The following is a 25,460-nucleotide window of genomic DNA, read 5'->3' as shown; positions in this document are numbered from 1 at the left end:
GCCGCGCCCTCACGACAAGCCAAGTACAGCCCCCTGAAAAGAAAAGCTCCGATCGAGTCGGAGCTTTTCTATTGGGCGAATCACACAGCCGTTGCAGTTATCTACCGGGCCATCATCAACGTCTGATCGACGGGCAACGCCGGGCGTAATTTTGGCACTACCTGCAACTCAATCGGCGTGCCAAGAAATGCCTGGCAACGCGAACGCAGCCAACGCTGAGCGCAATCGTTGTGCGCAGCGGCACGCCAGACCATGGAAAGCTCCCGCGATGGCAGCAACAGAGGGGCCGGCTCGGCCCTGATGCCATTCACCGAGGCCATGGCCCTGGCCACGTAATCCGGGACGATGACCAGCATGTCGCTCTGCGCCAACAACCTTGGCAAGGCGCTGAACTGCGGCACCGCCAGCACCACTTTGCGCCGACGTCCGAGCAGGTCCAGCGCGTGGTCGGTGTCATCCCTGGCCTTGCCCATGGACGACACGATGGCATGCGGGCGCTCGCAGAACTCATCGAGCGCCAGCAGGCCCGGGCGGGTATCCGAGCGCAGGAGCATTGGCCGGATCGACCGTAGACTCTTGCGTCGAGCGTTGGCCGGCAGATCGAGCGTAGGGCTGATGCCCAGAGAAATCTCGCCATTGAACAGCCGCTGCGACATCTGCTGCTGATCGACGCGCAGCACCACCAAGGCAATATTCGGCGCCTCGCTACGAAGCTTGCGCAGCAGTCGCGGGAGCAACGCGTATTCGACATCGTCGGACAGGCCGACCTGAAAGGTCACCTCGCTGGTAGCTGGGTCGAAGGGCTGGCAACGGCTCAACGCCGCGACAACACCATCCAGCGCCGGCGTCAGGTTGGCGAAAATTTCCTCGGCCCGCCTTGTCGGCTCCATCACCCTCCCCGCACGAACGAACAACGGATCGTCGAAAAGCACACGCAAACGCCCCAGCGCTGCACTGATGGTCGGTTGACCGAGAAACAGCTTCTCGCCGACCCGGCTGACGTTGCGCTCATGCATCAGCGTCTCGAAGACCACCAGCAGATTAATGTCGACACGACGGAGTTCATTTCTGTTCATGAAGTTCACCACCCGGCACGCGGCCATTGAAATCGACGGAGAGCTGATAAAGGTTAAGGGCGCGCCTGCCGGACGTCTGTGGTACTTGGGGACAGCGGGATCATGCGTTAGGTGAGTGTTTTGATACTTGTGTATGAACCGTTTGAAACCGATAGCTGCATGGGGCCGCGCAAAGACCGGTGCAATGGCCGTTTTTTCGGGTTTTTTGTCCTAGCTGACGGCGTGCTGCGCCACTACGATGCTTAACCGTCTATCTACTCACGCCCACACCTGCGCAACGTGTCGCACGGCGCTATCGCCAGCGGGACCGTGTCTCTGGTCGGGCATCAACCCGCACGAGCAAACACCGGCCGCCCGGCCAAGGGATTCGCCACAACGTCACAACCTTTTGGGAAAAGAGCAATGAACAACAATCCCATCAGCAACAACCCCAGCGAGCCGGTGGTATTCATCGTCGACGACGATGCCGCGTTGCGCGAATCCCTCGGCAGCCTGTTGCGCTCCATTGGTCTGCGGGTGGAGCTGTTCGGGTCGGTCGCCGAGTTCATGACGTATCAACGTCCGGACACGCTGAGTTGCCTGGTACTCGACGTGCGCCTGCAAGGCAGCAGCGGGCTGGATTTCCAGACTGAACTGGCCACCGCCGGAATCAATGTGCCAATCGTGTTCATCACCGGACACGGCGATATCGCCATGACCGTGCGCGCGATGAAAGCCGGCGCGGTGGACTTCCTGACCAAACCGTTTCGCGAGCAGGACCTGATCGATGCCGTCTGCGCCGCACACTCGCGGGACAAGCAGCGTCGCGAGTCAGGGCGGCATGCCGATGAGCTGCGCGCCCGTCATGGGACGTTGACACCCCGGGAGCAGACGGTCATGGCTCTGGCGGCCTCAGGCTTGATGAACAAGCAGATCGCCGGGGAAATCGGCCTCAGTGAAATCACTGTGAAGATCCACCGGGGCCAGGCCATGCGCAAGATGGGCGCGCGCTCATTTGCCGACCTGGTGCGCATGGCCGAAGTCATCGCGGCGCTGCCTGCACATCGGTGACCGAATGAAACGATACGGTATGGCTCAAGCCGCCGTGGCTGGCCGGCACAATCAACACTCAAGTTCCGAACAACTAACACTTGCGTATATCCGGTTCATACGCAGTCATACTGCAAATGACCCAATGCAGCAGTGCCAGCGTAGAAGTCTTCGAATAAGATCTTTATTCAAATAACCATTACTCAATACAACGATTGGTGAATGACAGACAGTCGCCAACAACCGTCATGCCTGAAAAACAACTTCAGACTTTTTAACCTCTTCATTAATACGCCTTTCATAGCGTTTGCCTGCTTCATCGAAAGAACACGACCTGCCGTCCGATAGCAAAAATCTGGAAGAATAAATGTCTATCATCAAACGTCGCGCACAACTTCTTTGTTCAGACGCCTTCGCCTGGCTTTGCGGCATAGCGGTCGGCAGCATGATCTATATCACCAACGCGTACCTCGATCTGGACGTTGCGCCGACGTTGTTCTACATCACGCTGGTATTCATGTCAGCGAACATCTTCCCGGTACCGGTATTTCTTGCCGTCGCGTTGGGTTGCCTCACGCTGCTGACGGCCGACTTCCTGGTCGATGAAGGTTATCGCGATCACCGCAGCATCGCCGGATTCGTCAGGTGCCTGATCGCGCTGACGACCATTTCCCTGCTCGCGTTGCGCAGCAAACGCGCCACTGAAACGCTGCGGCGCAAGGAAGCGTTCTTTCTGGGCGCACAGAAACTTACCCACACCGGCAGTATCGGTTTCATCATCGATAAAAAAGTCAGCGTTTCATGGTCGCAAGAGTCGTCGCGTATTTTCGAGTACTCGCCGGACATCACCCCGACACTGGCGCTGGTCAAGTCACGCACTCATCCAGACGACCTGCCGGTTATCGATCAGGTGCTGGAACAGTTTGCGCGCCGGCAAGAGTTGGTCGAAGTCGAGCATCGGCTGCTCATGCCGGATGGTCGGATCAAGCACGTGCAGATGATCGCCAGCCCGTTGCCCAGACATCGCGGGCGCACGCAATACGCAGGGGCGCTGATGGACGTCACCGCCAGCAAACAGTCGGAAGAGGCGTTGTTTCACTCGCAAGCCACCCTCGCCCACGTCACGCGCCTGACTTCCATGGGCGAACTGGCCGCGTCGATTGCCCACGAAATCAATCAGCCGCTGGCAGCGGTCATCACCAGCGGCGAATCCTGCAAACGCTGGATCAACCGGCCCGAACCCAACCTGGAAGAAGCCCGCCGTTCGCTGGACCGGATCATTCAAAACTCGGTCAGGGTCTCCGATGTCATCGCCTGTATTCGAGCGTTATCGCGACACAGCGAGGTGCAGCGCAATGTCGAAGTGTTCGACGACATCGTCAGTGACTCGCTGACGCTGATGCAACATGACATCAGCTTCCATGAGGTTCGCCCGCATGCCCGACTGGGCACTCATGGTGCGCGGATCAAAGGTGACCGGGTACAACTGCAGCAAGTCATCATCAATCTGATCATCAACGCCTGCCAGGCCATGGCCAATGTGCTTGACCGCGCCCGGACGCTGCGGATCACCACCTCGATCCTGCACAACGAGGCCGTGCTTGAAATCGCCGACTCCGGCGTCGGCATTGCCGAGGACATCCTGCCTTCGCTGTTCGACCCATTTTTCACCACCAAGCCCACCGGCCTGGGAATGGGCCTCTCGATTTGCCGTTCGATCATTGAATTCCACGGCGGCCGCATCTGGGTCAACAGCACCGAGGGCGTCGGCACGCAGTTTGTGTTTGCGATTCCATTGGCTGCGCTCGAACACGATCAATGACAACCATCCACCCCTGATGTCGCGCGGTGGCGATATGGAGACCCGCATTGTCTATCCAACGTACAAACCCCGGCGCAGAACCCGAAACTCCGGTACACGAACGAACCGTCGTTTTCGTGGCATACCCGCAAATGGGCCTGCTGGATCTGACCGGCGCGCAGACCGTTTTCTGGGCGGCGACGTGCGGACTGGCGCAACTCGGGTTGCCCGGTTATGCCTTGCACACCGCGAGCCTGCAAGGCGGGCCGGTGCAGACCGGCGAAGGCCTGGTGGTTCAAACCCGGCGGCTGGATGAGCTCGGCGACGAGCCGATCAATACGTTGATCGTTCCGGGTTCGGCGTCCATTAGCCAGGCGTTGCGAGACAACGCGCCGCTGATCGATTGGTTGCGCGCCACGTCAGCGACGGCCAACCGTACGACGTCGATATGCAGCGGTGCTTTTTTCCTGGCTCAGGCCGGACTGCTCGACGGCCTGCGCGTGGCGACACACTGGTTGATGGCTGACATGTTCGAGCGGCTGTTCCCCAGGGTCGAGCTGGATCGCGAGGCCATCTTCGTCCACCAGGCATCGGTGTGGACCTGCGCCGGCGTCAGCGCTGGGATCGATCTGGCGCTGGCAATGGTCGAGGCCGATCACGGTCGCGAGCTGGCCATGCAGGTCGCCCGGCGCATGGTGGTGTACTACCGACGCCCGGACAACCAGAAACAGTGGAGTCCGCTGCTGCAATCACAACATTCAATCGCGCACGAGCGCTAGCCGGAGACGGTGGTCATGAACGCACCGCACAAACTGTATTTGGTCAGTCACCCGCCCTGCATCACCCGCTATGGCACGCACACATCGTTGTCCACCGCTGAGCGCGTGGAGATTATCGACGCATTGACGCAGACCCTGAGCGCGACGCTGAGCATTCTGGCGCGGCTCAGGCACAGCCAGCAGACACTGCACGCTGTCAGCTTTTTACCGGTGCAGACGCTGTTGCGCAGGCTGTTGAATGCCAATACCCGTTACGCCGACTTTCTCGTCACCGGCATCACCGACCTGGGCGGCCATGCCCAGCGCGACGCGCTCTACCACCTCAATGAGGCTCCCGAACCTTTATGCTTTGCCGACTGCCTTAAAGGCATTGACCGCGCCCTGCGCCGACTGCGGGCCGCCGATGCCTTGTTCCGCGACTGTCGTGCCAGCGCAATTGCCAACAACGACTGCGCCAGCCGACAACTCTTTGAAGCCTGCACTCGACATAACAGTTACTTTCTTTCGTTAATCAACAACCATTTATTTTCTGAACACTGATTAACTTTCGCAACTAACAAAAAAACCAACTAAACATACCCACGTATACTATTCCACAATTTTTGAAAGCGTATCTTGCAAGTATGGCGGGCGCGACAGACACCCGCAAAGAACGCAAGGTTTCCCATGTTCAACTCAGCTATTGTTTCAGTTGTCGATGATGACGAACTTGTTCTGGTTTCAATGGACAGTTTGTTGCGGTCTTGCGGTTATACGGTCAAGACATTCAACAGCGCTTTTGCATTTCTTGAATCGAGCGCGCCAGAGCAGACCGGGTGCCTGATCTCGGACATTCAGATGCCCGGCATGTGCGGGGTCGAAATGTACGAGGCGCTGGCGGCCAGGAAGATCCATATTCCGACGATTTTCATCACTGGCAAACCGGGCCTGCCCCCCGAGTTCAGTGCGCGGGTGAAGACGCCGGAAGGTTATTTCTCCAAACCGTTCCATACCGGGGCATTGCTGGCCTGCATCGAACAGGCGCTGATGCGCCGCCGTTGAGCGGCCCTGACGAATAACTGGATGCAGAGCCGCCGCTGCCCGACCAACAAACCTCAAAGCAAAAAAGGCCCTGCAAGTTCATCACTTGCGGGGCCTGATTTTTATCGAGCCCGGCCGAATGCAGCCGGGCCGCCGACAGCCGATCAGTAATCCCAGAACGCTGCAATCCAGCGGAACGCATCGCCATCGACCGCCACTCGACCTACCGACGGGAACGGCAGATGGGTGGCAACAAACCACTCGCCACTAGCCGCCGCTTCGCGCATCAGACGCATACGAACACGCACCGACTCTTCAGGATCATGCTCGAAACCGTTGTGCCATTCCGGATGCTCGAAGGCCACCGGAAACAGGGCGTCGCCAGCAAAGGTCAGGCGTTCGCCGCCCGAGTTGACGTAGACAATGCTGTGCCCCGGCGTATGCCCGCCGGTGAGTTTCACCACCACCCCCGGCGCCACTTCGTATTCATCCTCGAAGGTGCGCACCTGGCGGCGGTAATCGTTGATGAACTGATTGGCCGTCGCGCGCAGAACGTCAGGCACTGGCGCCGGCATGACGGTCTGGGTGAAGTCCGGCGTCTCCCAGAACTCGACCTCTTTTGCCGAGACGTGAATGCGCACGTCCGCACGCAGCCGGCTCTTCACCTCGTCGACCAGCAGACCGCCGACATGGTCCATGTGCATGTGCGTGATCACAATGTCAGTCACGCTGGCCAGATCAATGCCCGCCGCTTCCAGGCGTTTCGGCAACTGGCCGGCCCGGGGGAAGCCGGGAAACTGCCCGCCCAGCCCGGCGTCGACCAGAATGATCTGCTCGCCGCTGCGCACCACCAGCACGTTGAGTGCCCAGTCAAACGCGTCCGGCCCCAGGAACATGTCCTTGAACCAGGCGGCGCGAGCCTGCGGGTCGGCATTTGTGGACATGGTCGAGGTCGGCAGCGGCAGCACGCCGTCGCTGATCACCACCACGTCGATGTCGCCGACCTGCAGTGCGTAGCGCGATGGCACCAGCTCCTGCGCCGGAGCGAATGGCTGGCGGGTGACGGACGCCTGCCGGTCATCGGTTGCGTTGGTTTGATTGGAGTGATTCAGATACGTTGACATGGTCGCTTTCCTCTTGGCTGAGTCAAAATTTCCCGGACGAATGCCCTTGCTGGCGCAAGCGCTGAATGGCGCGCCTTGAAATCGAGTGTGCATCGCGACCACGACGTCCAACACCATACGCGGGTATAGGGCTTGAACCACATCGACCGAGTAACGCCGCTGCTGAGGTGGCTGTGGCCCATACCAATGTATATTCGCGCTCCTGCCCGCAAACACCGAAACTACGGCGCACCGGATCGCCGAAAAGCGGGCGATCATCAGGTCCCTGAGCAGTCATGAACTCTATTTTTCACCAACCCGACCCTCTCACCTGCTTGCTCGCGCAACCGCGCACGCTGGTGTTCCTGGCGTATCCGCAGATGGGCTTGCTGGACCTGACCGGCGCACAAACCGTGTTCTGGGCCGCGTCCAAGGCCATGGCCGAACGCGGCTTGCCTGGCTACGCGTTGCACACCGCAAGCCTGGACGGCGGATTGATCGCCACCGCCGAAGGGCTGTCGGTCAACACCTTGGCCCTGCGCACCTTTGACGAGACAACCATCGATACGCTGATCGTGCCCGGTGCGCCGAACATCCGTCAGGCCATGCTCGACAATGTTGCGTTGGTCGACTGGCTGCGCGCGGCATCGGCCAAGGCCAGACGCACCGCCTCGGTGTGCAGCGGCACTTTTCTGCTGGCCCAGGCCGGGCTGCTGGAAGGCTTGCGCGCAACCACCCACTGGGGCATGTGCGACATGCTCAAGGGTGGTTTTCCGAGTGTCGATGTCGACCTTGATGCGATCTACATCCAGCAAGGCAACGTCTGGACTTCCGCCGGGGTCACCACCGGAATCGACATGGCGCTGGCGCTGGTCGAGGCCGATTGCGGCCGCGCCGTGGCGTTGAAGGTGGCGCGTGAGCTGGTGGTTTTTCTCAAACGCCCTGGCGGTCAGGCGCAGTTCAGCCAGTTGCTGCAAGCGCAGATCGACGACAGAGGCTGCTTCGAAGAATTGCACCTGTGGATCAGCGAAAACCTCGGCGACCCGCAATTGAGCGTCGAATCGCTGGCCCGACAGGCGCAGATGAGCCCGCGCAATTTCGCGCGGGTCTACAAACGCAAGATCGGCCGCACGCCGGCCAAGGCACTCGAGCTGTTTCGCCTGGAAGCGGCGCGACGAATGCTCGAAGACTCTCAGCGCAACATCGACCAGATCGCGCAGTTGTGCGGGTTTGGCGACGAAGAACGCATGCGCGACACCTTCTACCGTCACCTCTCGGTTTCGCCCCGGGAATACCGCAGCCGGTTCTCGCGCTGACGTCACACAGCGCAATGGCGCCGGGCTCGCAGACGTTCAAATACTGTCGCTATACACACGTATAAGTACGCCGCCGAACCGAGCGGCGTATCGTGCGGCAATGGCGGGCGTCCTCGACGGGCTACCCGAGATCAGCCCTGGTAAAGCAATGTCCCACACCGCTGTTGTATCGGTTGTCGATGATGATGAGTCCGTGCGCATGGCGCTGGACAGCCTGTTGCGCTCGCACGGCTACACCGTGCAGTTGTACCCGAACGCGGAGGCTTTTCTGGCGATGAAGGCGCCGCCCCGCCCCGGCTGCATCATCTCGGACATCCAGATGCCCGGTCTGTCCGGCATCGAGATGTACGATGAGCTGTGCGCCCGAGGCGTGCGCATCCCGATCATTTTCATCACGGGTTACCAGGGGCGTCCGCCAAGGGTCAACGCCGCATTCCCCGAGCCCCTCGCCTATTTCCCTAAACCCTTCCCGTGCGGCGAACTCATCACCTGCATCGCAAGCGCATTCAATCACGCCGTTTGACGGCCCTCTTTCTATACCTGTGTATACCCCACCCCATACCTAAGCATGTCGGCACTGACCCTATGTAGAAGTGTCTCGCCGCACCTTCCCCGATAGCATCTTCCCCAGCGAATCGAACCGGCTCTGCGGTTGTTCACAACCACCTGCTTCGTGCAGAGCGGCAGACGGTCACGCATGAACGGACAAGCCGTTCAACGACCAGAATTTCCACAGGAGTCATCCGATGAAACAGCACATTTTAGTGATAGGCGCAGGGTTTGGTGGAGTCTGGAGCGCCCTGAGCGCCGCACGTCTGCTGGACCAGCATGATCGTAACGACGTGCAGATCACCGTCCTCGCACCCCAGGCAGAACTGCGCATCCGTCCGCGCTTCTACGAGCCGGATGTCCACAACATGAAGGCGCCGCTGGGTGAACTGTTCGATGCCGTGGGCGTGAAATTCGTCAAAGGCATCGCCGACAGCATCGACACCGCCGGCAAGCAAGTGATCTACAGCGATGCCTTCGGCACACAAAGCACGCTGAGCTATGACCGACTGGTGCTGGCCGCCGGCAGTCGCGTGATTCGCCCACCGCTCAAAGGCATGATCGAACACGCCTTCGATGTCGATCAGATCGAAGAAGCAGCACGCCTCGAAGCCCATATCAAGTCGTTGAAGGACCAGCCGTCGAGCGCTGCGCGTAATACCGTGGTGGTCGCCGGTGGTGGTTTTACCGGGATCGAAACCGCCACCGAAATGCCGGCCCGCCTGCGTGCCGCACTGGGTGACGATGCGCCGATCAGGGTCATCGTGGTGGATCGCGCGCCGCAAATCGCCGCGACTCTGGGTGACGGCATTCGCCCGTCCATTGTCGAAGCGTCCCGAGAGCTGGGCATTGAATGGGTAGTCGACGCCTCGGTCGCCTCGGTGGATGCCGGCGGCGTGACTTTGGCTGACGGCAAACGGATCGAGTCCAACACCGTCATCTGGACCGTTGGCTTCCGCGCCAGCCCGCTCACTGAACAGATTCCGGGCAGCCGTGATCCGCAAGGTCGCCTGCACGTCGACGGTCACCTGAAAGTGCTGGGGCACGTGGATGTCTTCGCTGCCGGCGACGTCGCTTATGCCGCTACGGATGATCTCGGAAACTACGCCGCGATGTCCTGCCAGCATGCGATCAGCCTGGGCCGTTATGCCGGCAACAATGTGGCCGCTGACCTGATCGGTGTCGCGCCGATCACCTACCGCCAGCCCAAGTACGTGACCTGCCTCGACCTCGGTGCCTGGGGCGCGGTGTTCACCGAGGGCTGGGACCGTCAATTGAAACTGGTCGGGCAAGAGGCCAAGGACCTCAAGACCCAGATCAACACCGTGTGGATCTACCCGCCGGCCGCCGATCGTGCAACCGCACTGGCCGCGGCCGACCCATTGATTCCGGTGGCCTGATCACCCGACGGTTCACACTTCCCTATCGCTGCGCATTCCCAGGCGCCCGCCACGTTTTTTTTGGCGGGCGCTTTTTTATGCAGAACTCACAAAGCGTCGGGCGGCAATAAACGGCACTCTAGCGTTGAGTCGATGGCTCCGCTGCCAGAATGTCTTCCAGAAAATCAATGAACACATTGATACGGCTGGAGCCCCGGTGATTGGGCAGATACAACGCATTGATGCAGCAGCTCGCATTACCGGGGTTGACTTCATAACCTTCCAGCAGTCGCGTCAACCGCCCCGCCTCGACATCGGCGCGCACCAGCCAGTCGGCCAGCAGGGCCACACCGCGCCCTGCCACCGCCGCTTCGCGCAGGATGTCGGCGTTGTTGCTTTGCAGGCGGCCATGCACATTGAGCTGGATGGTTTCCTCGTCGCCCTGGAACGTCCAGTGCTGGTGCGCAGCGCCGTAGTCGAAGCGCAGGCATTGATGCTCGAGCAAGTCTCGCGGATGCGCCGGCACAGCGTGACCGCTCAGGTAATCCGGACTCGCCACAATCCAGCGCTGGAATCCGCCGACGCGCTTGCTGACGATATCGTCACTGACCACCGATGATCCCAGGCGCACCGAGACATCGATCTGCTCACTCAGCAGATCGCTGACCTGATCGCTCAACGACACACTGATTTCAAGCCCCGGATGGCGGTCGAGCAATTCCCCCAGTTGCGGTGCAATGATCTGTCGGCCGAATTCCACCGGCACACTGATGCGCAGGCGTCCCTGCGCATCGCTGCCACGGTCGGCGACAACCGCGTCGGCCTCATCGATGGCATCGAGAATGGCCACCGCTTTCTCGAAATAGGTTTGGCCGGCGACCGTCACGCTGGTGTTGCGTGTCGTGCGGTTGAGCAGGCTGGCGCCCAATTCGTGTTCCAGCCCTGCCACCTGGCGTGTCACCGAAGAGGTAGAGATGCCGAGTTTGCGCGCCGCCGAGGAATAACCACCGCAACGGACGGTTTCAACGAACATCTTCAGTGCCAGCAACTTGTCCATAAGTGGAGCCCGATCGAAAGGAAACGGTGATGATTGTGCATCACCGTTCGCCAATCGTCTTGTAGGACCGTGCTTCATCGGACTCAGCGGTGCCTGCGGTTCAGGCATCGGCCTTGCGGCTCAGGAACAGCGCCAAAGCCAGTGCTGGCAGCAACGCCACGGACACGGCGGACAGGTTCCAGCCGAAATGCTCGTAGAGCGGACTGGCGACCAGCGATCCCAGAGCACCGCCGACGAAGATGCTGGTCATGTACACGGCATTCAGGCGGGCCCGGCTGTGCGGATCGATGGCGTACACCTCGCGCTGGCCCAGCACCATGTTCAGTTGCACGGCGAAGTCCAGCAGCACCGCGCAAATCACCAGCCAGACATAGCCGCTGCCCGGCAGCGCGGCGATCAGCAACGAGGCTGGCGCCAGCAACAGTGCCACGAGCGTCCCGCGCCGACCGTGCCCGGCATCGGCCAGGCGCCCGGCAATCGGCGCTGCGACCGCGCCGACAGCGCCAACCAATGCAAATATCGCCACCTGTGCCTGACTGAAACCGTGGTGCCGCATCAGCTCGATCGGTGCAAGGGTCCAGAACAGGCTGAAACTGGCGAACAGCAAGCCCTGATACAGCGAACGCTGACGCAGAACCGCGTGCCGACGGGCCAGCGCAAACACCGAGCCGATCAGCGCAGCGTACGTCGCCTGATGGCTCGGGACGCGGCGCGGCAAGGCAATCGCCATGATCAGGGCGATGACAGCCATCAGCGCCGCTGCGCTGAAAAACACACCGCGCCAGCCGAACACTTCCACCAGCAGACTCGACAGTGGCCGCGACAGCAGAATGCCCAGCAACAGGCCGCTCATGATGTTGCCCACCACCCGCCCACGGGTCGCCTCGGGCGCCAGATGCGCGGCCAACGGCACCAGAATCTGCACCGCCACCGAAGTGAGGCCGATCAGCAACGACAGGACCAGGAACATCGACGGCGAGTGCGTCAGGCCGGCGCACAACAGGGTCACGCTCGCCGCCAGGGTAAAGCCCACCACCAGCCGACGGTTTTCCATCAGGTCGGCCAGCGGCACCAGCAACATCAGGCCCAATGCATAACCGAACTGCGTGAGGGAAACGATCAGACTGGCATTGGCACTGGACAGGCCGATCTGCGGCGCGATCAGTTCGACGATCGGCTGAGCGTAATAAAGGTTGGCCACGACCGCGCCGCAGCAGAATGCCAGGAACGCGACCATCAGGCCGGAAAGAGAAGCGGATGGTTCGGCCTTGGCCGCCGCTGCCGGATTGCCCGTAAGCATGATGACACCTCGATGAGTTTGGAAAAGTGACGCCAAGGCTAAGGGCTGCTTCGGCCTTCGAGTATCCACTCCTCGGGCAATTGAGTGATGCGCCAAATGCAACGCCCCCCGGCGTTGCACTTGGCGCAACGTGCTATTGCGCGGTCCGGCAATACCCGGACGCATGCACCTTCTCTACCCTTGGGCACCTGGCGCAGAGCTTTGCATCGGCGCCCTTCCCCGGTCGTTCAAGGAGTTGTCGAAGATGCCAAATCTGTCCCTCACGCCCACCGCGTGCTTCTTGGGCAACCGCTCATGAACGGCCATTTCATGAGATCCAGAACGCTGTGGATCAGCGCAGCAGCCCTCGCGTCGATCGGGGCAATCGCGGCCCTGGCGCTGATGTGGCGGCCGGCAATTGCGCCGGTCGAACGCCCGCAAACCTTCGACTCCGCGCAACGGCAACGCGGCGCACGAGTGGTCGAGGCTGGCGACTGTGCGGTGTGTCATACGCGGCCCGGCGGCCAATACCTGGCTGGCGGACTGCCGCTGGTGACGCCGTTCGGCACGCTCTACAGCACCAACATCACCCCGGATCCACAGACCGGCATCGGCCAATGGTCGCTGCCGGCCTTCGAGCGGGCGATGCGTGAAGGGATCTCCCGCGACGGCCACTTCCTGTACCCGGCCTTCCCTTACGTTCATTACCGGCGCATGAGCCAGGACGACATCGCCGACGCCTATGCGTACCTGATGAGCGGCCCGGCCGTGGACTCGCCACCACAACAGAACCGCATGAACTTCCCGATGAACATCCGGCCACTGGTGTCGTTCTGGAACCTGCTGTTCCTGCACGGAAAGCCGCTGACGCCGCTGGCGGAGCAATCGCAGGCGTGGAGTCGCGGACGCTACCTGGTCGAGGGGCCCGGTCACTGCGCGGGCTGTCATTCGCCGCTGAACCTGATCGGCGCCGAGAAATCCGGCGAAAACCTGGCCGGCGGCAGCGTGGATGGCTGGGACGCGCCGTCACTGCTGGGCATGGCGCACCGGGCAACCCCGTGGAGCAGCGAACAATTGGTGAGTTACCTGCGGGCCGAAGTAGTGGACGGACACGGCACGGCGGCGGGCCCGATGCGCCCGGTCAGTCTCGGTCTGGCGCGCTTGCCCGCGGAAGATGCTCAGGCGATTGCCGAGTACCTGCTGAGTCTGCCGGCGAAAACCGCGATCAACGAAATTCCGAGCGCCAGCGCTGAACCTGCGGATCGATCCTCTGGCGCCCTGCTGTTCGCCAGTGCCTGCGCCGGCTGCCATGCCCAAGGCGCGCCGATGCGTGATATCGACGGACGCCCGGCACTGGATCGCACCTCGGCGCTGCAGGCCGCCAGCCCGCGCAACTTTGTGAAAACCGTACTCGAAGGCATCCCGGCAGAACCCGGCCAGCCGGGGCCGGTGATGCCATCGTTCGCCGCCAGCCTCGACAACGCTCAACTCAACGCCCTGGCCGTCTACCTGCGCCATCAGGCCAGCCCCAACCAACCCTGGACCGACCTTCCTGCCACCCTCCAAGCGCTACGTCAGGAGACGAAATGACTCAGATCACCCTCAACGTCAACGGATCCACCCAGGCTCTCGAACTGGAGCCCGACATGCCGCTGCTCTATGCGCTGCGCAATCACCTGGGCCTGAACGGCGCCAAGTACGGGTGTGGCCTGGGCCAATGCGGTGCCTGCACCGTCATCGTCGATGACCGACCGGTGCTTTCCTGCCTGACACCCTGCGCCGGCCTCGAAGGTAAAAAGGTGCGGACGGTCGAGAGTCTGGGAACCGCCGAACACCCCGGCTCCCTGCAGCAAGCGTTCATCGACAAGCAGGCCGCTCAATGCGGTTACTGCATCGCCGGCATGTTGATGCGTGCGCAGTCTCTGCTGGAAAGCAACCCGCACCCCGACGAACAGACCATTCGCGAGCACATGTCCGTCAACCTCTGCCGCTGCGGCACGCACTTGCGCATCATCGACGCGATAAGCCTTGTCGCCCGGCAAAACGGGAGTGCGCAATGACCACGATCAATGAGGTCGATCAAAGTCGCCGCGCGTTCCTGCGCGGGGGTGCGCTGCTGGTGGCGTTTGCTTTGGTACCGGTCTCGCGCCGCGCCCTGGCCGACACCGAAGTCGACACTTTGGGCACTGTCGTGCTGGCGCCGGACCTGCCCGGCAGCCTGCGCACCAACCCCTGGCTCGATGCCTGGATCCGCGTCGGCCCTGACGGCATCACCGTCTACACCGGCAAGGTCGAACTGGGCACCGGGGTCAAAACCGCGTTGCTGCAAATTGCCGCTGAACGCCTGGAGGTCGCCCCGACCGCGATCAACTTGCTCACCGCCGACACGGCACTGACGCCGAACGAAGGCTACACCGCCGGCAGCCACACGATTTTCGACAGCGGCACCGCGCTGTTCAACGCGGCGGCGCAAGTGCGCGAGATGCTGCTGGAAGCGGCCGGGCGCAGCTGGAACGTTGCGCCGGAACTGTTGACGACTCGGGACGGCATCATTCTCGGCCCAACCGGGCAACGCATGTCCTACGCCGACGCCGTGCAGCAGGTCGATCTGCACCGCTACGCAAAATCCGCATCGCCCTCGATGCCGCCGGCGTCGTTCAAGCTCATCGGCCATTCGCTGCCACGCCTGGACATCCCGGGCAAAGTCAGTGGCGGCGCTGCATTCGTGCAGGACATTCGCCTGCCGGGCATGCTCCACGCCCGGGTCATCCGCCCGCCACGTCCCGGCTGCACGCTGGAAGCCATCGATATTGATTCGATCAAAACGCTGTCGGGGGTGGTGCAGGTGATTCGCGACGGCAATTATCTGGCCGTGGTGGCGCGGGATGAATGGCAGGCGATCAAAGCCATGCGCCACGGATACGCTTCGGCGCGCTGGAGCGGCGGACAGGCGATTCCCGAATCGCGGGACATCCACACCTTGCTCGAACGTCTGCCTTCACGGCGTTATCCGATCAGCCATGAAGGCACGCCCCAAGGCGCCACCGACAACCAATACCGCGCCCGGGTGACCAAGCAATATTTGATGCATGGCTCGATCGGCCCGTCCTGCGCCGTGGCCTGGTTCAAGGACGGCACCCTCACCGTCTGGACCCACACCCAGGGCGTATACCCGCTGCGTGCGGGGATCGCCGAGATGTTGCGTTTGCCGCCCGAACGCGTGCGCTGTATCCACACCGAAGGTTCCGGCTGTTACGGCCACAACGGCGCAGACGATGCCGCGGCCGACGCAGCGTTGATTGCCATGCGCGTGCCGGGCACGCCGGTGCGGGTGCAATGGATGCGCGAGCAGGAAAACCTTTGGGAGCCGTACAGCTCGGCGATGGTCACCGAAGTGCAAGCCAACCTGGACGCACAGGGTCGGCTGCAGGACTGGAACTATGAGCTGTGGACCACCCCGCACAACGAACGCATCGTCAACGCCGGGCGCTTGCTGCCCGCACGCCTGCTGGCCCGGCCGTTCGCTTCCGCACCCTCGGTGCCGATCGCCCAGCCCGAAGGCGACGGCGATCGCAACGCGGTGCCGCTGTACACCGTGGCCTCTTCGCGGATCGACATGAACTTCGTCACCGAAATGCCGTTCCGCACCTCGGCCATGCGCTCGCTCGGCGCGCACATCAACGTCTTCGCCATCGAAGCCTGCATCGACGAGCTGGCCGCCAAGGCCGCAGTCGATCCGGTTGCCCTGCGCCTGGCACACCTGACCGATCCTCGGGCACGGGCTGTTGTGGAAAAGGTTCGCGATGCCGTCGGCTGGCCGCAAAAAAGCAGTGAACCCGGCGCAGGCCTTGGTTTCGCCTTCGCACGCTACAAAAACATCATGGGTTACTGCGCCATTGCCGTGCGTTTGCGGGTGCATCCGCAGACCGGCGAAGTGCAGATCGATCACGTTGTCACGGCGGTGGACGTGGGCCAGATCGTCAGTCCCGACGGTCTGCGCAACCAGGTCGAGGGCGGGATCGTGCAGTCCACCAGCTGGACGCTGTATGAAAAGGTCGCCTATGACGCCGGCGGGATCCGCAGCTACGACTGGAGCGGCTACCCGATCCTGCGCTTCTCGCAAGTACCCAAAAAGGTCGACGTTCACCTGCTCGACCAGCCGGGGCAACCGTTTCTGGGGGCCGCCGAAATCGTCCAGGGCCCCATGGCGGCTGCCATCGGCAACGCCGTGGCGAACGCCACCGGACGGCGCTGGCTCAACCTTCCGCTGACCCGCTCGCAACAGCCTTCCTGACCCGCGCCACGTTGCATTTCACGCAATGCAGCGTGGCGTCGCGCGTGGATTATCAAGCACCGGTCAGCCGCTTAACGTAGGGCCATCCGGTGTCGGGCCAAATGTCCCGACACCGCCCTGCCGATCCTTTTCGAAGACTGGAGAACCCCCATGACGCAACATCTGTTCCGCCCCATCGCCCTCGGCCCCTACACACTTCCCCACCGGGTAGCGATGGCGCCGTTGACCCGCTCCCGTGCCGGGCAACCGGGCGACATTCCGACGTCCATGAACGCCGAGTACTACCGGCAGCGGGCGAGCGCCGCGCTGATCATCACCGAGGCGACGCAGATTTCCCGTCAGGGCCAGGGTTATGCGTGGACACCCGGCATCTACAACGATGAACAAGTGCAAGCCTGGCGCGAAGTCAGCCGCCAGGTACACGAGGCTGGCGGGTTGATTTTCATGCAGCTCTGGCATGTGGGCCGCGTATCGCACCCAAGCTTTCAACCGGACAACGCACTGCCGGTGGCGCCGAGCGCATTGCCTGTACCGGGCAAGACTTTCATCGTCGATGCCGAGGGCAATGGTGTGTGGGGCGACGTGCCAGTGCCGCGCGCACTGCAGGTTTCGGAAATCGCCGACATCATCAGCGATTACCGCCGCGCCGCACGCAATGCGCTGAACGCCGGGATGGATGGCGTGGAAATTCACGCCGGCAACGGCTATCTGCTGGACCAGTTCATCAACAGCAACAGCAACCAGCGCACCGACGGTTATGGCGGCACCCTGGAAAATCGTGCGCGCCTGTTACTCGAAGTGGTGGCGGCCGTGGTCGACGAAGTCGGTGCCGACCGTGTCGGCGTGCGCCTGACCCCGATGGGCCGTTTCATGGGCATGGGCGATGAATCGCCGGAGGCCACATTCGGCTACATCGTGCGCTCGTTGAACCGCTGGAAGCTGGCCTACCTGCACCTGGTCGAGCCGGCGGTGGTCGGCACCGTCAAGGACGAAAATTTCGACCCGCGCTGGGACGCGATCATCGCTCAGTTGCGGGATGCGTGGGGTGGCGTGCTGATGATCGCCGGCGGCTACGACCCCGAGTCGGCGGAACGGGCCCTGGCCGACGGTCGCGCCGACATTATCGCGTTTGGCCGACCGTTTCTGGCCAACCCCGATCTGCCTCGGCGAATCCGCGAAGGCCTGACGCTCAACGCACCGGACCCGAGCACGTTCTTTGGCGGCGATCAGCGTGGCTACACCGACTACCCGGTTTACGCCCACTGATACGCTGAACAGCGGACGCAAAAAAGGCCTGCCACACCGGCAGGCCTGTTCGTTTCAGCGACCGTTACTGCTTGAGAATCAGCAGCGGTTCGCCCTTCTTCACAATGTAAGTCGCCAGCTCCGAGCCCTTCTCGTTGCCGACGTTCTTGGCGATATGCGCCACGCCCGCCGGGATGAACAGCGAATCACCCGCCTTGAGCGTCACCGGCGCTTGGCCTTCGAGCCGGTACTCGAAGGTGCCGCTGATCACGTAAGCCACTTCCACACCCGGATGCGCATGGTTGGGTGACGTGACGCCCGGTTCGAAATCGACGCGGGCCTGGATCACCTCGCGATCCGCAGCACCCAGGTCCTGACGAACCAGATCGGTACGGCTCAGGCCTTGTTGCCAGCTCTTCGCCGGGGCGGCGGATGGGGTGTCAGCCGCGTGGGCGAGGCCGGTCATCGAAACGAGTACGGCGGCAGCGGTCATCAGAAGTGTGCGGCGCATGGTGTTGTCCTCTTGGAAGTAGTGATGTGTTGGCCACTACTTTGGGCGAGGCCTGTATGCGGGATGTGTCCTGATGACGGGGTTTGTTACCCGACTGTATACGGCGCTGGAATGGATACACGTTCATACAAACGGGCTTGCAGTCAGGCGCCCGACTCCGGATCGCTCGCCGGCAGGCCACGCGCTTCTTTGTCTTCATCATCCTTGGCGCTGCTCTGCGGATCGGCGTCGGCGCTTCCCGAGCCGTTGCCGTCCTGCGGATGCTCAGAACCCACCGAATTGTTGGCCGCCACATCGCTCATATCTTCTTCCAGTGGCGCTTCATCGTCCGGCGGCAAGGGGACTGGCGACTCGTCTTTGCGCGGATCATGGCCGGTTTCGTTGTCGGTGGTGCGGGTCACGGCCTGTTGTGACAGGTTGCCGGGTGCATTTTCATCAATGTCCATGGGGTTCTCCGTTCTGCTGCGGGATAGGGGTACCTGAACGTGTGAAACAAGCGCGTGCGGGTTAGTGCCCGGCATTGGACGAATGGCACCCCGGTTGCCGAATGCCCCAGCGCTTCTATAGTGAAGGGGGTTCAAGCCCTCCTCCCGTCGAGCGCCCCATGGCCAGCACCGATCAACTGATCATCTGCGAGCATTGCGACTGCGTGTACGAAAAAGTCACGCTGGCCAGACACCAGAAGACCCTCTGCGTGCGTTGCGGCGCCGTGCTCCAGCGCTACAACAACCTGAGCGTGGAGCAACGGCTGGCCCTGAGTTTCACGGCGGCGATGCTGTGGCTGTTCGCCAATTTCTACCCGGTGATGAGCATCAGCATGAAGGGTCTGAAAAACAGCGCGACCCTGTGGGATTCAGTGCTGGCCCTGAGTCAGGGGCCGATTACCTTCATGGCAATGGTCGCGGCGATCTCGATCATCATCGCCCCGGCCTTTCAGTTGGTTCTGTTGATCTGGGTCTTGAGCTTCGCCCTCGCCTCGCGCCGTTCGCCGGGGTTCAAGCTGTGCATGCGCTGGCTGGAAACGCTGCGGCCGTGGAGCATGCTCGAAGTGTGTTTGCTTGGCGCGATGGTGGCGGTGTTCAAACTGGCGGGCATGCTCGACGTCATTCCCGGTATCGGCCTGTTTGCCCTGGCCGTGCTCAGCCTGTTGCTGATCCGCATCGCCGGGCGCGACGTGCGCGAACTGTGGGACATCCTATGAAACGGCCACCGACTGCCAGCGAACTCAACCTGTGCCTGTGCCACAGCTGCGGGCTGGCCTGCGACATGACCGGCGAGCCGCACCAATGCCCGCGCTGCGACGCGCCGCTGCACCGGCGCAAGACCAACTCGCTGACCCGCACCTGGGCCTACATGTTCGCCGCGCTGGCGTTTTACGTGCCGGCCAATCTGCTGCCGGTGATGAACACCACCCTGCTCGGCAGCGGCGCCGACAGCACCATCATGAGCGGCGTGCTGGAATTCTGGGAACACGGTGCGTGGGACATCGCCGTCATCATCTTCGTCGCCAGCATCGCGGTGCCGGGGGTGAAATTCGTGGCGCTGACCTTGCTGCTGGTCACCGTGCAACGAGACAGCCATTGGGCGCGCAAGGAGCGTTCGAAGCTGTACCGATTCGTCGAATTGATTGGCTACTGGTCGATGCTCGATGTGCTGGTGGTCGCACTGGTGGCGGCGCTCGTGAAATTTCAGGCGCTGGGGGATATCGAGCCGCGCGTAGGGATTCTGTTTTTCGGCCTGGTGGTGGTGTTCACCATGCTCTCGGCCATGAGTTTCGACCCACGGCTGATCTGGGATAACGCGCCGGACGATGAAACGGAAAAACCCCGGCACTCGACTGAACAAGTGCCGGGGCATCAAGCAACTTAAATCAGATCTGCGCAGTACCGCCGTCAACGAACAACTCGATGCCGTTGACGAAGCTGCTGTCATCCGAGGCCAGGAACAGTGCAGCCTTGGCAATCTCGCTCGGCTCGCCCAGACGCCCGATCGGCACGATAGACGCCAGTTGATCGAACAGCCCCTGAGTGTGTTCCGCCGGCACCAGCCCTGCCAGACCTGGGGTGCGCACCGGGCCAGGGCTGATGGCGTTGACGCGGATACGCCGTGGTTTCAGGTCCAGCAACCATGAGCGGGCGAAGTTGCGCACCGCCGCTTTACTCGCGCTGTAGACGCTGAAGTTCTCCGTGCCCTGCACCGACGTGGTCGACGAGGTCAGCAGAATCGAGGCGCCATCGCGCAGCAGCGGCAAGGCCTTCTGTACGGTGAACAGCGTGCCCTTCACGTTGGCGTCGAAAATCCGGTCGAAGTGCTCTTCAGTGATCGAGCCCAGCGGCAGCATGTCCCCGCCGCCGGCGTTGGCGAACAGAATGTCGAGGTGCCCGGCCTTGGCGGAAATCTCGCTGTAGATGCGATCCAGATCCTCCAGCTTCGCCACATCGCCCTGAATGCCGATGGCCCGTGGGCCGATGGCGGCGACCGCTTTGTCCAGTTCGGCCTGACGACGGCCAGTGATGAATACCGTGGCGCCCTGAGCGACGAATTCCTGCGCCGAGGCCAGGCCGATGCCGGTGGTGCCGCCAGTGATCAGTGCGATTTTGCCTTCAAGTCTGTTGCTCATGATGAATCTCCAGTAACCGTTTCGAGGTAGGTGACGGGTCGTAGGTGAGCCGTTGGAAGCGACTTTAGGCCGATCGATTGAATTGAAAAATCCGCAAAATCGGTTTTGTTTGTGCACAGACATGCACAATACTCAGCCGTGTCCAATCCACTGAGCCCGAACCGATGAATCAGTTAATGGCGATCCGCACCTTCGCCCGCGTCGTGGAAAGCGGTTCGTTCACCAAAGCCGCCGACTCGCTGAACCTGCCGAAAACCACGGTCAGCAAACTGATCGGCCAACTGGAAAACCACCTCGGCGTGCGCCTGCTGCAACGCACCACCCGCCGCCTCACCGTCACGGCCGACGGCGCTTCCTATTACCAATTGACCCAACAACTGCTGCATCAACTGGACGACATCGATCAAGGCTTCAGCCAGGCCCAAGGCCTGCCGCGCGGCAAGATCCGCGTGGACATCGGCGGCTCGACCGCGACGATGCTGGTGATCCCCGAACTGCCGAAGTTCTTCGAACGCTACCCGGACATCCAGATTGACCTGGGCGTCAGCGACCGCCCGGTGGACCTGATCAGCGAACGGGTGGACTGCGTGATTCGCGGCGGCCAGCTGACCGAACAAACCCTCGCCGTGCGCCGCCTCGGCGAAGTGTCCTGGACCACCTGCGCCACGCCCAGCTATCTGCAACGCCACGGCACTCCGAGCCACCCGCTTGACCTGGCCAGCCATCAGCTGATCGCCTACCGCTCGGCCTCCACCGGGCGCATCCTGCCGTCGAACTTCCAGCGCAACGGCGAACGCCATCAGATCGAAGGCAAAGGCCTGATCAGCGTCAACGAAAGCAACGCGCACCTGGCGGCCGGCCTCGCCGGGCTGGGGATCATCCACACCTTCAGCTACACGGTCAGGACCGCCATCGAGCGCGGCGAACTGGTGCCGATCCTCGAGGACTGGCGTCCGCCAGCGTATCCGTTTCATGTGCTGTATCCGCCGAACCGGCATTTGAGCAATCGGGTGCGGGTGTTTATTGATTGGTTGGTGGAGCGGTTTGCGCAGGTTGACTGAGCCCCGAATCCGACGAGGAACGGGTTTGTTCATGCTGACGCCATCGTCGGATCGCCGCCCGGACCAAGCCCGCTCCCACAGGGTTTGCGCCGTCCTTGTGGGAGCGGGCTTGCCCGCGATAGCGTCGGTCCAGACACCTTCATTCCTACCGGCAAGACGCGCCGTTTCGTCTAACCTGACGTTGCACCCGACGATAACCGCCCATCGTCGGCGCACTGATCTTGATGCCCACGAAACGGAGAATTCCATGCTCAAGCGAACCCTGGCACTGACCGCTGGTCTGGCCCTGTCCCTGTCCGCCGTGCTGGCGCAAGCCGCTGAGGTGTTGAAGGTCAGCGCGATTCCCGATGAAGCCCCGACCGAACTGCTGCGCAAGTTCGAGCCGCTAGGGTCTTATCTGGAGAAGCAACTGAACATGAAAGTCGAGTTTGTGCCGGTGGCCGACTACCCGGCAGTGGTCGAAGCATTGGCCACCAACCGTCTCGATCTGGCCTGGCTCGGTGGCTTCACTTTCGTCCAGGCGCAGTTGAAAAGTGATCCAAAGGTCATTCCGCTGGTGCAGCGAGAGCAAGACGCGCAGTTCACCAGCAAATTCATCACCGCCGACCCGAACGTCAAAAGCCTCGCCGACCTCAAGGGCAAGACCTTCGCCTTCGGCTCCGTGTCGTCCACCTCCGGCAGTCTGATGCCGCGCTATTTCATGCTCAAGGACGGCATCAAACCGGAAAGCTATTTCAGCCGCGTCGGCTACTCCGGCGCCCACGACGCCACCGTCGCCTGGGTGCAGGCCGGCAAGGTCGACGCCGGAGTGCTGAACGCCAGCGTCTGGCAGAAACTGGTGGACGCCGGCAAGGTCGACACCGACAAGGTCAAGGTCTTCGCCACCACTCCGGCCTACTTCGATTACAACTGGACCGTGCGCGGCACCCTCGATCCGGCGCTGGCGGCGAAGATCAAGAAAGCCTTCCTCGACCTCGACCCGGCCAACCCCGAGCACAAGAAAATCCTCGACCTGCAAGCCGCCAGCCGTTTTATCGAAACCAGCCCGGACAATTACAAAGGCATCGAGGAAGCCGCCCGCGCCGCCGACTTGCTGAAATGACGCTGCGCCTCAAACAGGCTTTTCTGCACCACACCAATGGCGTGGAGGCTCTGCGTGGCGTGGATTTGCAGATTGAGGCCGGCGAGCAGGTGGCGATCATCGGCCCGTCCGGCGCCGGCAAATCCAGCCTGCTGAACCTGCTGGCAACCGCCATTAGACCCAGCAGCGGCGACATCGAAGTGCTGGGCGAGCGCGCCTGGCATTTGTCCGCCCGCCAACGGCAACGCCTGCGTGCGCGCATCGGTCTGGTTCATCAGGCGCCACCGCTGCCGCCCCGACAGCGGGTGGTGACGGCGGTGCTGGCCGGCAAACTCGGCCAATGGAGCCTGGGCAAAAGCCTGATCAATCTGCTGCACCCGCTCGACGTGCCCGGCGCCCGCGCAGCCCTGGCAAAACTCGACCTGGCCGACAAACTCTTCAGCCAATGCCAGCAACTGTCCGGTGGGCAATTGCAGCGGGTCGGCATTGCTCGCGTGCTGTATCAGGCGCCGGAAGTGCTGCTGGCCGACGAACCGGTCTCGGCGATGGACCCGGTGCTGGCCGGGCACACGCTGTCGATCCTGTCGCGCCATGCTCGTGAGCATAACGTCACGCTGGTGGCGAGCCTGCACGCGGTGGAACTGGCGCTGGCGCACTTCCCCCGGATCATCGGTTTGCGCGAGGGGCGGATCCTGTTCGACTGCTCGTCCGCACAAGTCAGCCGCGACATGCTCGACACCCTCTACGCCAACGAACAACTGCAATCCCCGGCGCCCGCCGTCACCCCACTGATTGTGCAGATTCCGCGATGCTGAGCGCCGACACCCGCGACCCCGCCGCGCTACCCCGGTTGCTGCTGACCGTACTGGCGATTGCCTTGCTCTGGCCCGGCATTCAGCTCAGTGAACTGGATCTGGGCGTGCTGTTTCATGCCGACAGCCAGAGTGAAATGGGCCGCTTCGTGTCGATGTTCTGGCCACCGGCCCATGACCGCGAGTTTCTGCAATTACTGCTCAAAGCCACCCTGCAAACCCTGGCCATCGCCACCGCCGGCATGGCCCTGGCCCTGCTGTTGGCGGTGCCGGCCAGCCTGCTCGCCAGCCGCGCCCTGTCGCTGACCGCCGCCTCCCGCAGCGGCCGCCCGAGCCTGTTGGGCCGCCTGCTGCGCTGGCCGGTGCGCGGGCTGCTGATCTTCCTGCGCAGCGTGCCGGAAATCGTCTGGGCGCTGCTGTTCGTGCGCGCCGTCGGCCTCGGCCCGGCGGCGGGCGTGCTGGCCATCGCCATCACCTACAGCGGCATGCTCGGCAAGGTCTACGCCGAAATCTACGAATCCACCGACCAACGACCGGCCCACGCCCTGCTCCAGGCCGGCAGCGGCCGCCTCGCCAGCTTCGCCTACGGCGTACTGCCCAACGTCGCCGCAGAACTGCTCTCCTACACCGTCTACCGCTGGGAATGCGCCATCCGCGCCTCAGTGGTCATGGGCTTCGTCGGCGCCGGCGGCCTCGGCCAACAGATCGACCTGTCGATCCGCATGTTCGCCGGCGGCGAAGTCGCCAGCATGCTCCTGACCTTCCTCCTCCTCGTCCTCGCCGCCGACCAACTCAGCCGCCTGCTGCGCTGGAGGCTGGCATGAAACGCCTGATCAATTCGGTGCTGTTCCTCGCCATAGTCGTGGCCGTTATCGCCTCGTTTACCTACCTGGGCCTTGATCTTGAAGAACTCGGCAGCGCTACCAGCGTGAAACAGATGGGCCTGTATGTGGCGCGCTTTCTTAGCCCGGACCTTAGCGCTGACTACCTAAGCGCCATCTTGCGCGGGTCGATGGAAACGTTGGCCATGTCGGCCCTCGGCACCCTCCTCGCCGCCGTGCTTGGACTGCTATTAGCGCTCCCCGCCGCTGGCCGATTTGGCTGGTTTTTTCAGAGCGCCGCCCGCCTGGTGCTCAATGCACTGCGCGCGATTCCTGAATTGGTGTGGGCTGCGTTGATGGTGCTGGCGGCTGGGCTTGGTCCGAATGCCGGGACATTGGCCCTGGCCCTGCACACCACGGGCGTGTTGGGGCGGTTGTTTGCTGAGGCGCTGGAGAACACGCCGCCGGAACCGGCGGATGCAATTCGGTTGCAGGGGGGAAATCCGGTGACGGCGTTCTGCTACGGCACGCTGCCGAATCTGGCGCCGCAGTTGCTGGCGTATTGTTTGTATCGGTGGGAGAACAATATCCGGATGGCGAGTGTGCTGGGGTTTGTGGGGGCTGGGG

Annotated in this window: 25 protein-coding genes and 1 pseudogene; 19 read left to right on the top strand and 7 right to left on the bottom strand. The window is 62.4% G+C overall.

Translation table 11 applies throughout. The annotated features are described in order from the left end of the window. Positions 1 to 101 precede the first annotated feature (101 nt). The gene (locus CAF77_RS03735) at positions 102 to 1,076 is read right to left on the bottom strand and encodes a LysR family transcriptional regulator (protein ID WP_064384106.1); all 975 of its coding nucleotides are present in this window, start codon (positions 1,074 to 1,076) and stop codon (positions 102 to 104) included. 402 nt (positions 1,077 to 1,478) lie between these two features. Here CAF77_RS03735 and CAF77_RS03730 point away from each other — a divergent pair, with 402 nt between their 5' ends. The 5 genes from CAF77_RS03730 to CAF77_RS03710 all read left to right on the top strand — a co-directional run bounded on the left by CAF77_RS03730 (position 1,479) and on the right by CAF77_RS03710 (position 5,726). Then, positions 1,479 to 2,126, top strand: a complete 648-nt coding sequence (locus tag CAF77_RS03730; protein WP_064381870.1) for a response regulator transcription factor — start codon at positions 1,479 to 1,481, stop codon at positions 2,124 to 2,126. 346 nt (positions 2,127 to 2,472) lie between these two features. Further along, positions 2,473 to 3,927, top strand: a complete 1,455-nt coding sequence (locus CAF77_RS03725) for a sensor histidine kinase (protein WP_085654054.1) — start codon at positions 2,473 to 2,475, stop codon at positions 3,925 to 3,927. Positions 3,928 to 4,043: 116 nt separating this feature from the next. Beyond that, positions 4,044 to 4,685, top strand: a complete 642-nt coding sequence (locus CAF77_RS03720) for an AraC family transcriptional regulator (protein ID WP_371915527.1) — start codon at positions 4,044 to 4,046, stop codon at positions 4,683 to 4,685. Positions 4,686 to 4,700: 15 nt separating this feature from the next. Next, positions 4,701 to 5,225: a hypothetical protein gene (locus CAF77_RS03715; protein ID WP_085654052.1), complete on the top strand. Its 525-nt coding sequence runs from the start codon at positions 4,701 to 4,703 to the stop codon at positions 5,223 to 5,225. Between the two features lie 126 nt (positions 5,226 to 5,351). Further along, complete coding sequence (locus CAF77_RS03710; protein WP_064381874.1) at positions 5,352 to 5,726, top strand: response regulator transcription factor; 375 nt, start codon at positions 5,352 to 5,354, stop codon at positions 5,724 to 5,726. A 143-nt stretch (positions 5,727 to 5,869) separates the two neighbouring features. On the opposite strand, the gene CAF77_RS03705 is transcribed toward CAF77_RS03710, so the two are convergent. Next, positions 5,870 to 6,829, bottom strand: a complete 960-nt coding sequence (locus CAF77_RS03705) for an MBL fold metallo-hydrolase (RefSeq protein WP_011333876.1) — start codon at positions 6,827 to 6,829, stop codon at positions 5,870 to 5,872. 275 nt (positions 6,830 to 7,104) lie between these two features. Here CAF77_RS03705 and CAF77_RS03700 point away from each other — a divergent pair, with 275 nt between their 5' ends. The 3 genes from CAF77_RS03700 to CAF77_RS03690 all read left to right on the top strand — a co-directional run bounded on the left by CAF77_RS03700 (position 7,105) and on the right by CAF77_RS03690 (position 10,073). Then, positions 7,105 to 8,124: a GlxA family transcriptional regulator gene (locus CAF77_RS03700; RefSeq protein WP_011333875.1), complete on the top strand. Its 1,020-nt coding sequence runs from the start codon at positions 7,105 to 7,107 to the stop codon at positions 8,122 to 8,124. Between the two features lie 148 nt (positions 8,125 to 8,272). Beyond that, on the top strand, positions 8,273 to 8,647 hold the full coding sequence (locus CAF77_RS03695; protein ID WP_170928914.1) for a response regulator transcription factor: 375 nt from the start codon (positions 8,273 to 8,275) through the stop codon (positions 8,645 to 8,647). 223 nt (positions 8,648 to 8,870) lie between these two features. Continuing rightward, entirely contained in the window at positions 8,871 to 10,073 is a 1,203-nt protein-coding gene (locus CAF77_RS03690; RefSeq protein WP_085654050.1) for an NAD(P)/FAD-dependent oxidoreductase, read from the top strand. Positions 10,074 to 10,191: 118 nt separating this feature from the next. Here CAF77_RS03690 and CAF77_RS03685 read toward each other — a convergent pair whose 3' ends face one another. Both CAF77_RS03685 and CAF77_RS03680 read right to left on the bottom strand, forming a co-directional pair. Beyond that, positions 10,192 to 11,109: a LysR family transcriptional regulator gene (locus CAF77_RS03685; protein ID WP_085654049.1), complete on the bottom strand. Its 918-nt coding sequence runs from the start codon at positions 11,107 to 11,109 to the stop codon at positions 10,192 to 10,194. A 100-nt stretch (positions 11,110 to 11,209) separates the two neighbouring features. Continuing rightward, positions 11,210 to 12,409: an MFS transporter gene (locus CAF77_RS03680; RefSeq protein WP_085654048.1), complete on the bottom strand. Its 1,200-nt coding sequence runs from the start codon at positions 12,407 to 12,409 to the stop codon at positions 11,210 to 11,212. Positions 12,410 to 12,718: 309 nt separating this feature from the next. Here CAF77_RS03680 and CAF77_RS03675 point away from each other — a divergent pair, with 309 nt between their 5' ends. The 4 genes from CAF77_RS03675 (at position 12,719) to CAF77_RS03660 (ending at position 17,948) form a co-directional block, all read left to right on the top strand. After that, positions 12,719 to 13,978, top strand: coding sequence for a c-type cytochrome (locus CAF77_RS03675; RefSeq protein WP_085654047.1), 1,260 nt, complete (start codon positions 12,719 to 12,721; stop codon positions 13,976 to 13,978). Next, the gene (locus tag CAF77_RS03670) at positions 13,975 to 14,448 is read left to right on the top strand and encodes a (2Fe-2S)-binding protein (RefSeq protein WP_085654046.1); all 474 of its coding nucleotides are present in this window, start codon (positions 13,975 to 13,977) and stop codon (positions 14,446 to 14,448) included. Before CAF77_RS03675 ends, CAF77_RS03670 begins: the two co-directional genes overlap by 4 nt. After that, positions 14,445 to 16,682 carry a molybdopterin cofactor-binding domain-containing protein gene (locus CAF77_RS03665; RefSeq protein ID WP_085654045.1) on the top strand — a complete coding sequence of 746 codons (2,238 nt, stop codon included), beginning with the start codon at positions 14,445 to 14,447 and terminating at the stop codon, positions 16,680 to 16,682. Before CAF77_RS03670 ends, CAF77_RS03665 begins: the two co-directional genes overlap by 4 nt. A 150-nt stretch (positions 16,683 to 16,832) precedes the next feature. Beyond that, the gene (locus CAF77_RS03660; RefSeq protein ID WP_085654044.1) at positions 16,833 to 17,948 is read left to right on the top strand and encodes an alkene reductase; all 1,116 of its coding nucleotides are present in this window, start codon (positions 16,833 to 16,835) and stop codon (positions 17,946 to 17,948) included. 64 nt (positions 17,949 to 18,012) lie between these two features. Here CAF77_RS03660 and CAF77_RS03655 read toward each other — a convergent pair whose 3' ends face one another. Together CAF77_RS03655 and CAF77_RS29640 are read right to left on the bottom strand one after the other, a co-directional pair. Next, the gene (locus tag CAF77_RS03655; protein WP_085654043.1) at positions 18,013 to 18,438 is read right to left on the bottom strand and encodes a cupin domain-containing protein; all 426 of its coding nucleotides are present in this window, start codon (positions 18,436 to 18,438) and stop codon (positions 18,013 to 18,015) included. Positions 18,439 to 18,692: 254 nt separating this feature from the next. After that, positions 18,693 to 18,884 (bottom strand): annotated as a pseudogene (locus CAF77_RS29640) (hypothetical protein); the annotation flags it as partial. Between the two features lie 158 nt (positions 18,885 to 19,042). Between CAF77_RS29640 and CAF77_RS03645 the strand changes: the two are divergent. Then, positions 19,043 to 19,639: a paraquat-inducible protein A gene (locus CAF77_RS03645; RefSeq protein WP_085654042.1), complete on the top strand. Its 597-nt coding sequence runs from the start codon at positions 19,043 to 19,045 to the stop codon at positions 19,637 to 19,639. Next, the gene (locus CAF77_RS03640; protein ID WP_085654041.1) at positions 19,636 to 20,307 is read left to right on the top strand and encodes a paraquat-inducible protein A; all 672 of its coding nucleotides are present in this window, start codon (positions 19,636 to 19,638) and stop codon (positions 20,305 to 20,307) included. The genes CAF77_RS03645 and CAF77_RS03640 overlap by 4 nt, the downstream gene beginning before the upstream one ends. Position 20,308: 1 nt before the next feature. On the opposite strand, the gene CAF77_RS03635 is transcribed toward CAF77_RS03640, so the two are convergent. Continuing rightward, positions 20,309 to 21,058: an SDR family NAD(P)-dependent oxidoreductase gene (locus CAF77_RS03635; protein ID WP_011333861.1), complete on the bottom strand. Its 750-nt coding sequence runs from the start codon at positions 21,056 to 21,058 to the stop codon at positions 20,309 to 20,311. A 164-nt stretch (positions 21,059 to 21,222) separates the two neighbouring features. Between CAF77_RS03635 and CAF77_RS03630 the strand changes: the two genes are divergently transcribed. The 5 genes from CAF77_RS03630 to CAF77_RS03610 form a co-directional block, all read left to right on the top strand. After that, positions 21,223 to 22,119 carry a LysR family transcriptional regulator gene (locus CAF77_RS03630; RefSeq protein ID WP_064381885.1) on the top strand — a complete coding sequence of 299 codons (897 nt, stop codon included), beginning with the start codon at positions 21,223 to 21,225 and terminating at the stop codon, positions 22,117 to 22,119. A 247-nt stretch (positions 22,120 to 22,366) separates the two neighbouring features. Beyond that, the gene (locus CAF77_RS03625) at positions 22,367 to 23,221 is read left to right on the top strand and encodes a putative selenate ABC transporter substrate-binding protein (protein WP_085654040.1); all 855 of its coding nucleotides are present in this window, start codon (positions 22,367 to 22,369) and stop codon (positions 23,219 to 23,221) included. After that, complete coding sequence (locus CAF77_RS03620) at positions 23,218 to 24,015, top strand: phosphonate ABC transporter ATP-binding protein (protein WP_085654039.1); 798 nt, start codon at positions 23,218 to 23,220, stop codon at positions 24,013 to 24,015. Before CAF77_RS03625 ends, CAF77_RS03620 begins: the two co-directional genes overlap by 4 nt. Then, entirely contained in the window at positions 24,009 to 24,836 is an 828-nt protein-coding gene (locus CAF77_RS03615; protein ID WP_085654038.1) for an ABC transporter permease, read from the top strand. The genes CAF77_RS03620 and CAF77_RS03615 overlap by 7 nt, the downstream gene beginning before the upstream one ends. Further along, positions 24,833 to 25,460 (top strand): phosphate/phosphonate ABC transporter permease (locus tag CAF77_RS03610; RefSeq protein ID WP_085654037.1); only part of this gene is annotated, 628 nt, incomplete at its 3' end. The genes CAF77_RS03615 and CAF77_RS03610, both read left to right, overlap by 4 nt.

This window comes from Pseudomonas sp. R15(2017), from assembly GCF_002112685.1.
GTDB lineage: Bacteria > Pseudomonadota > Gammaproteobacteria > Pseudomonadales > Pseudomonadaceae > Aquipseudomonas > Aquipseudomonas glycinae.
The sequence above is the reverse complement of the archived record's forward strand: the minus strand, read 5'-3'. Positions and strand labels throughout refer to the sequence as shown.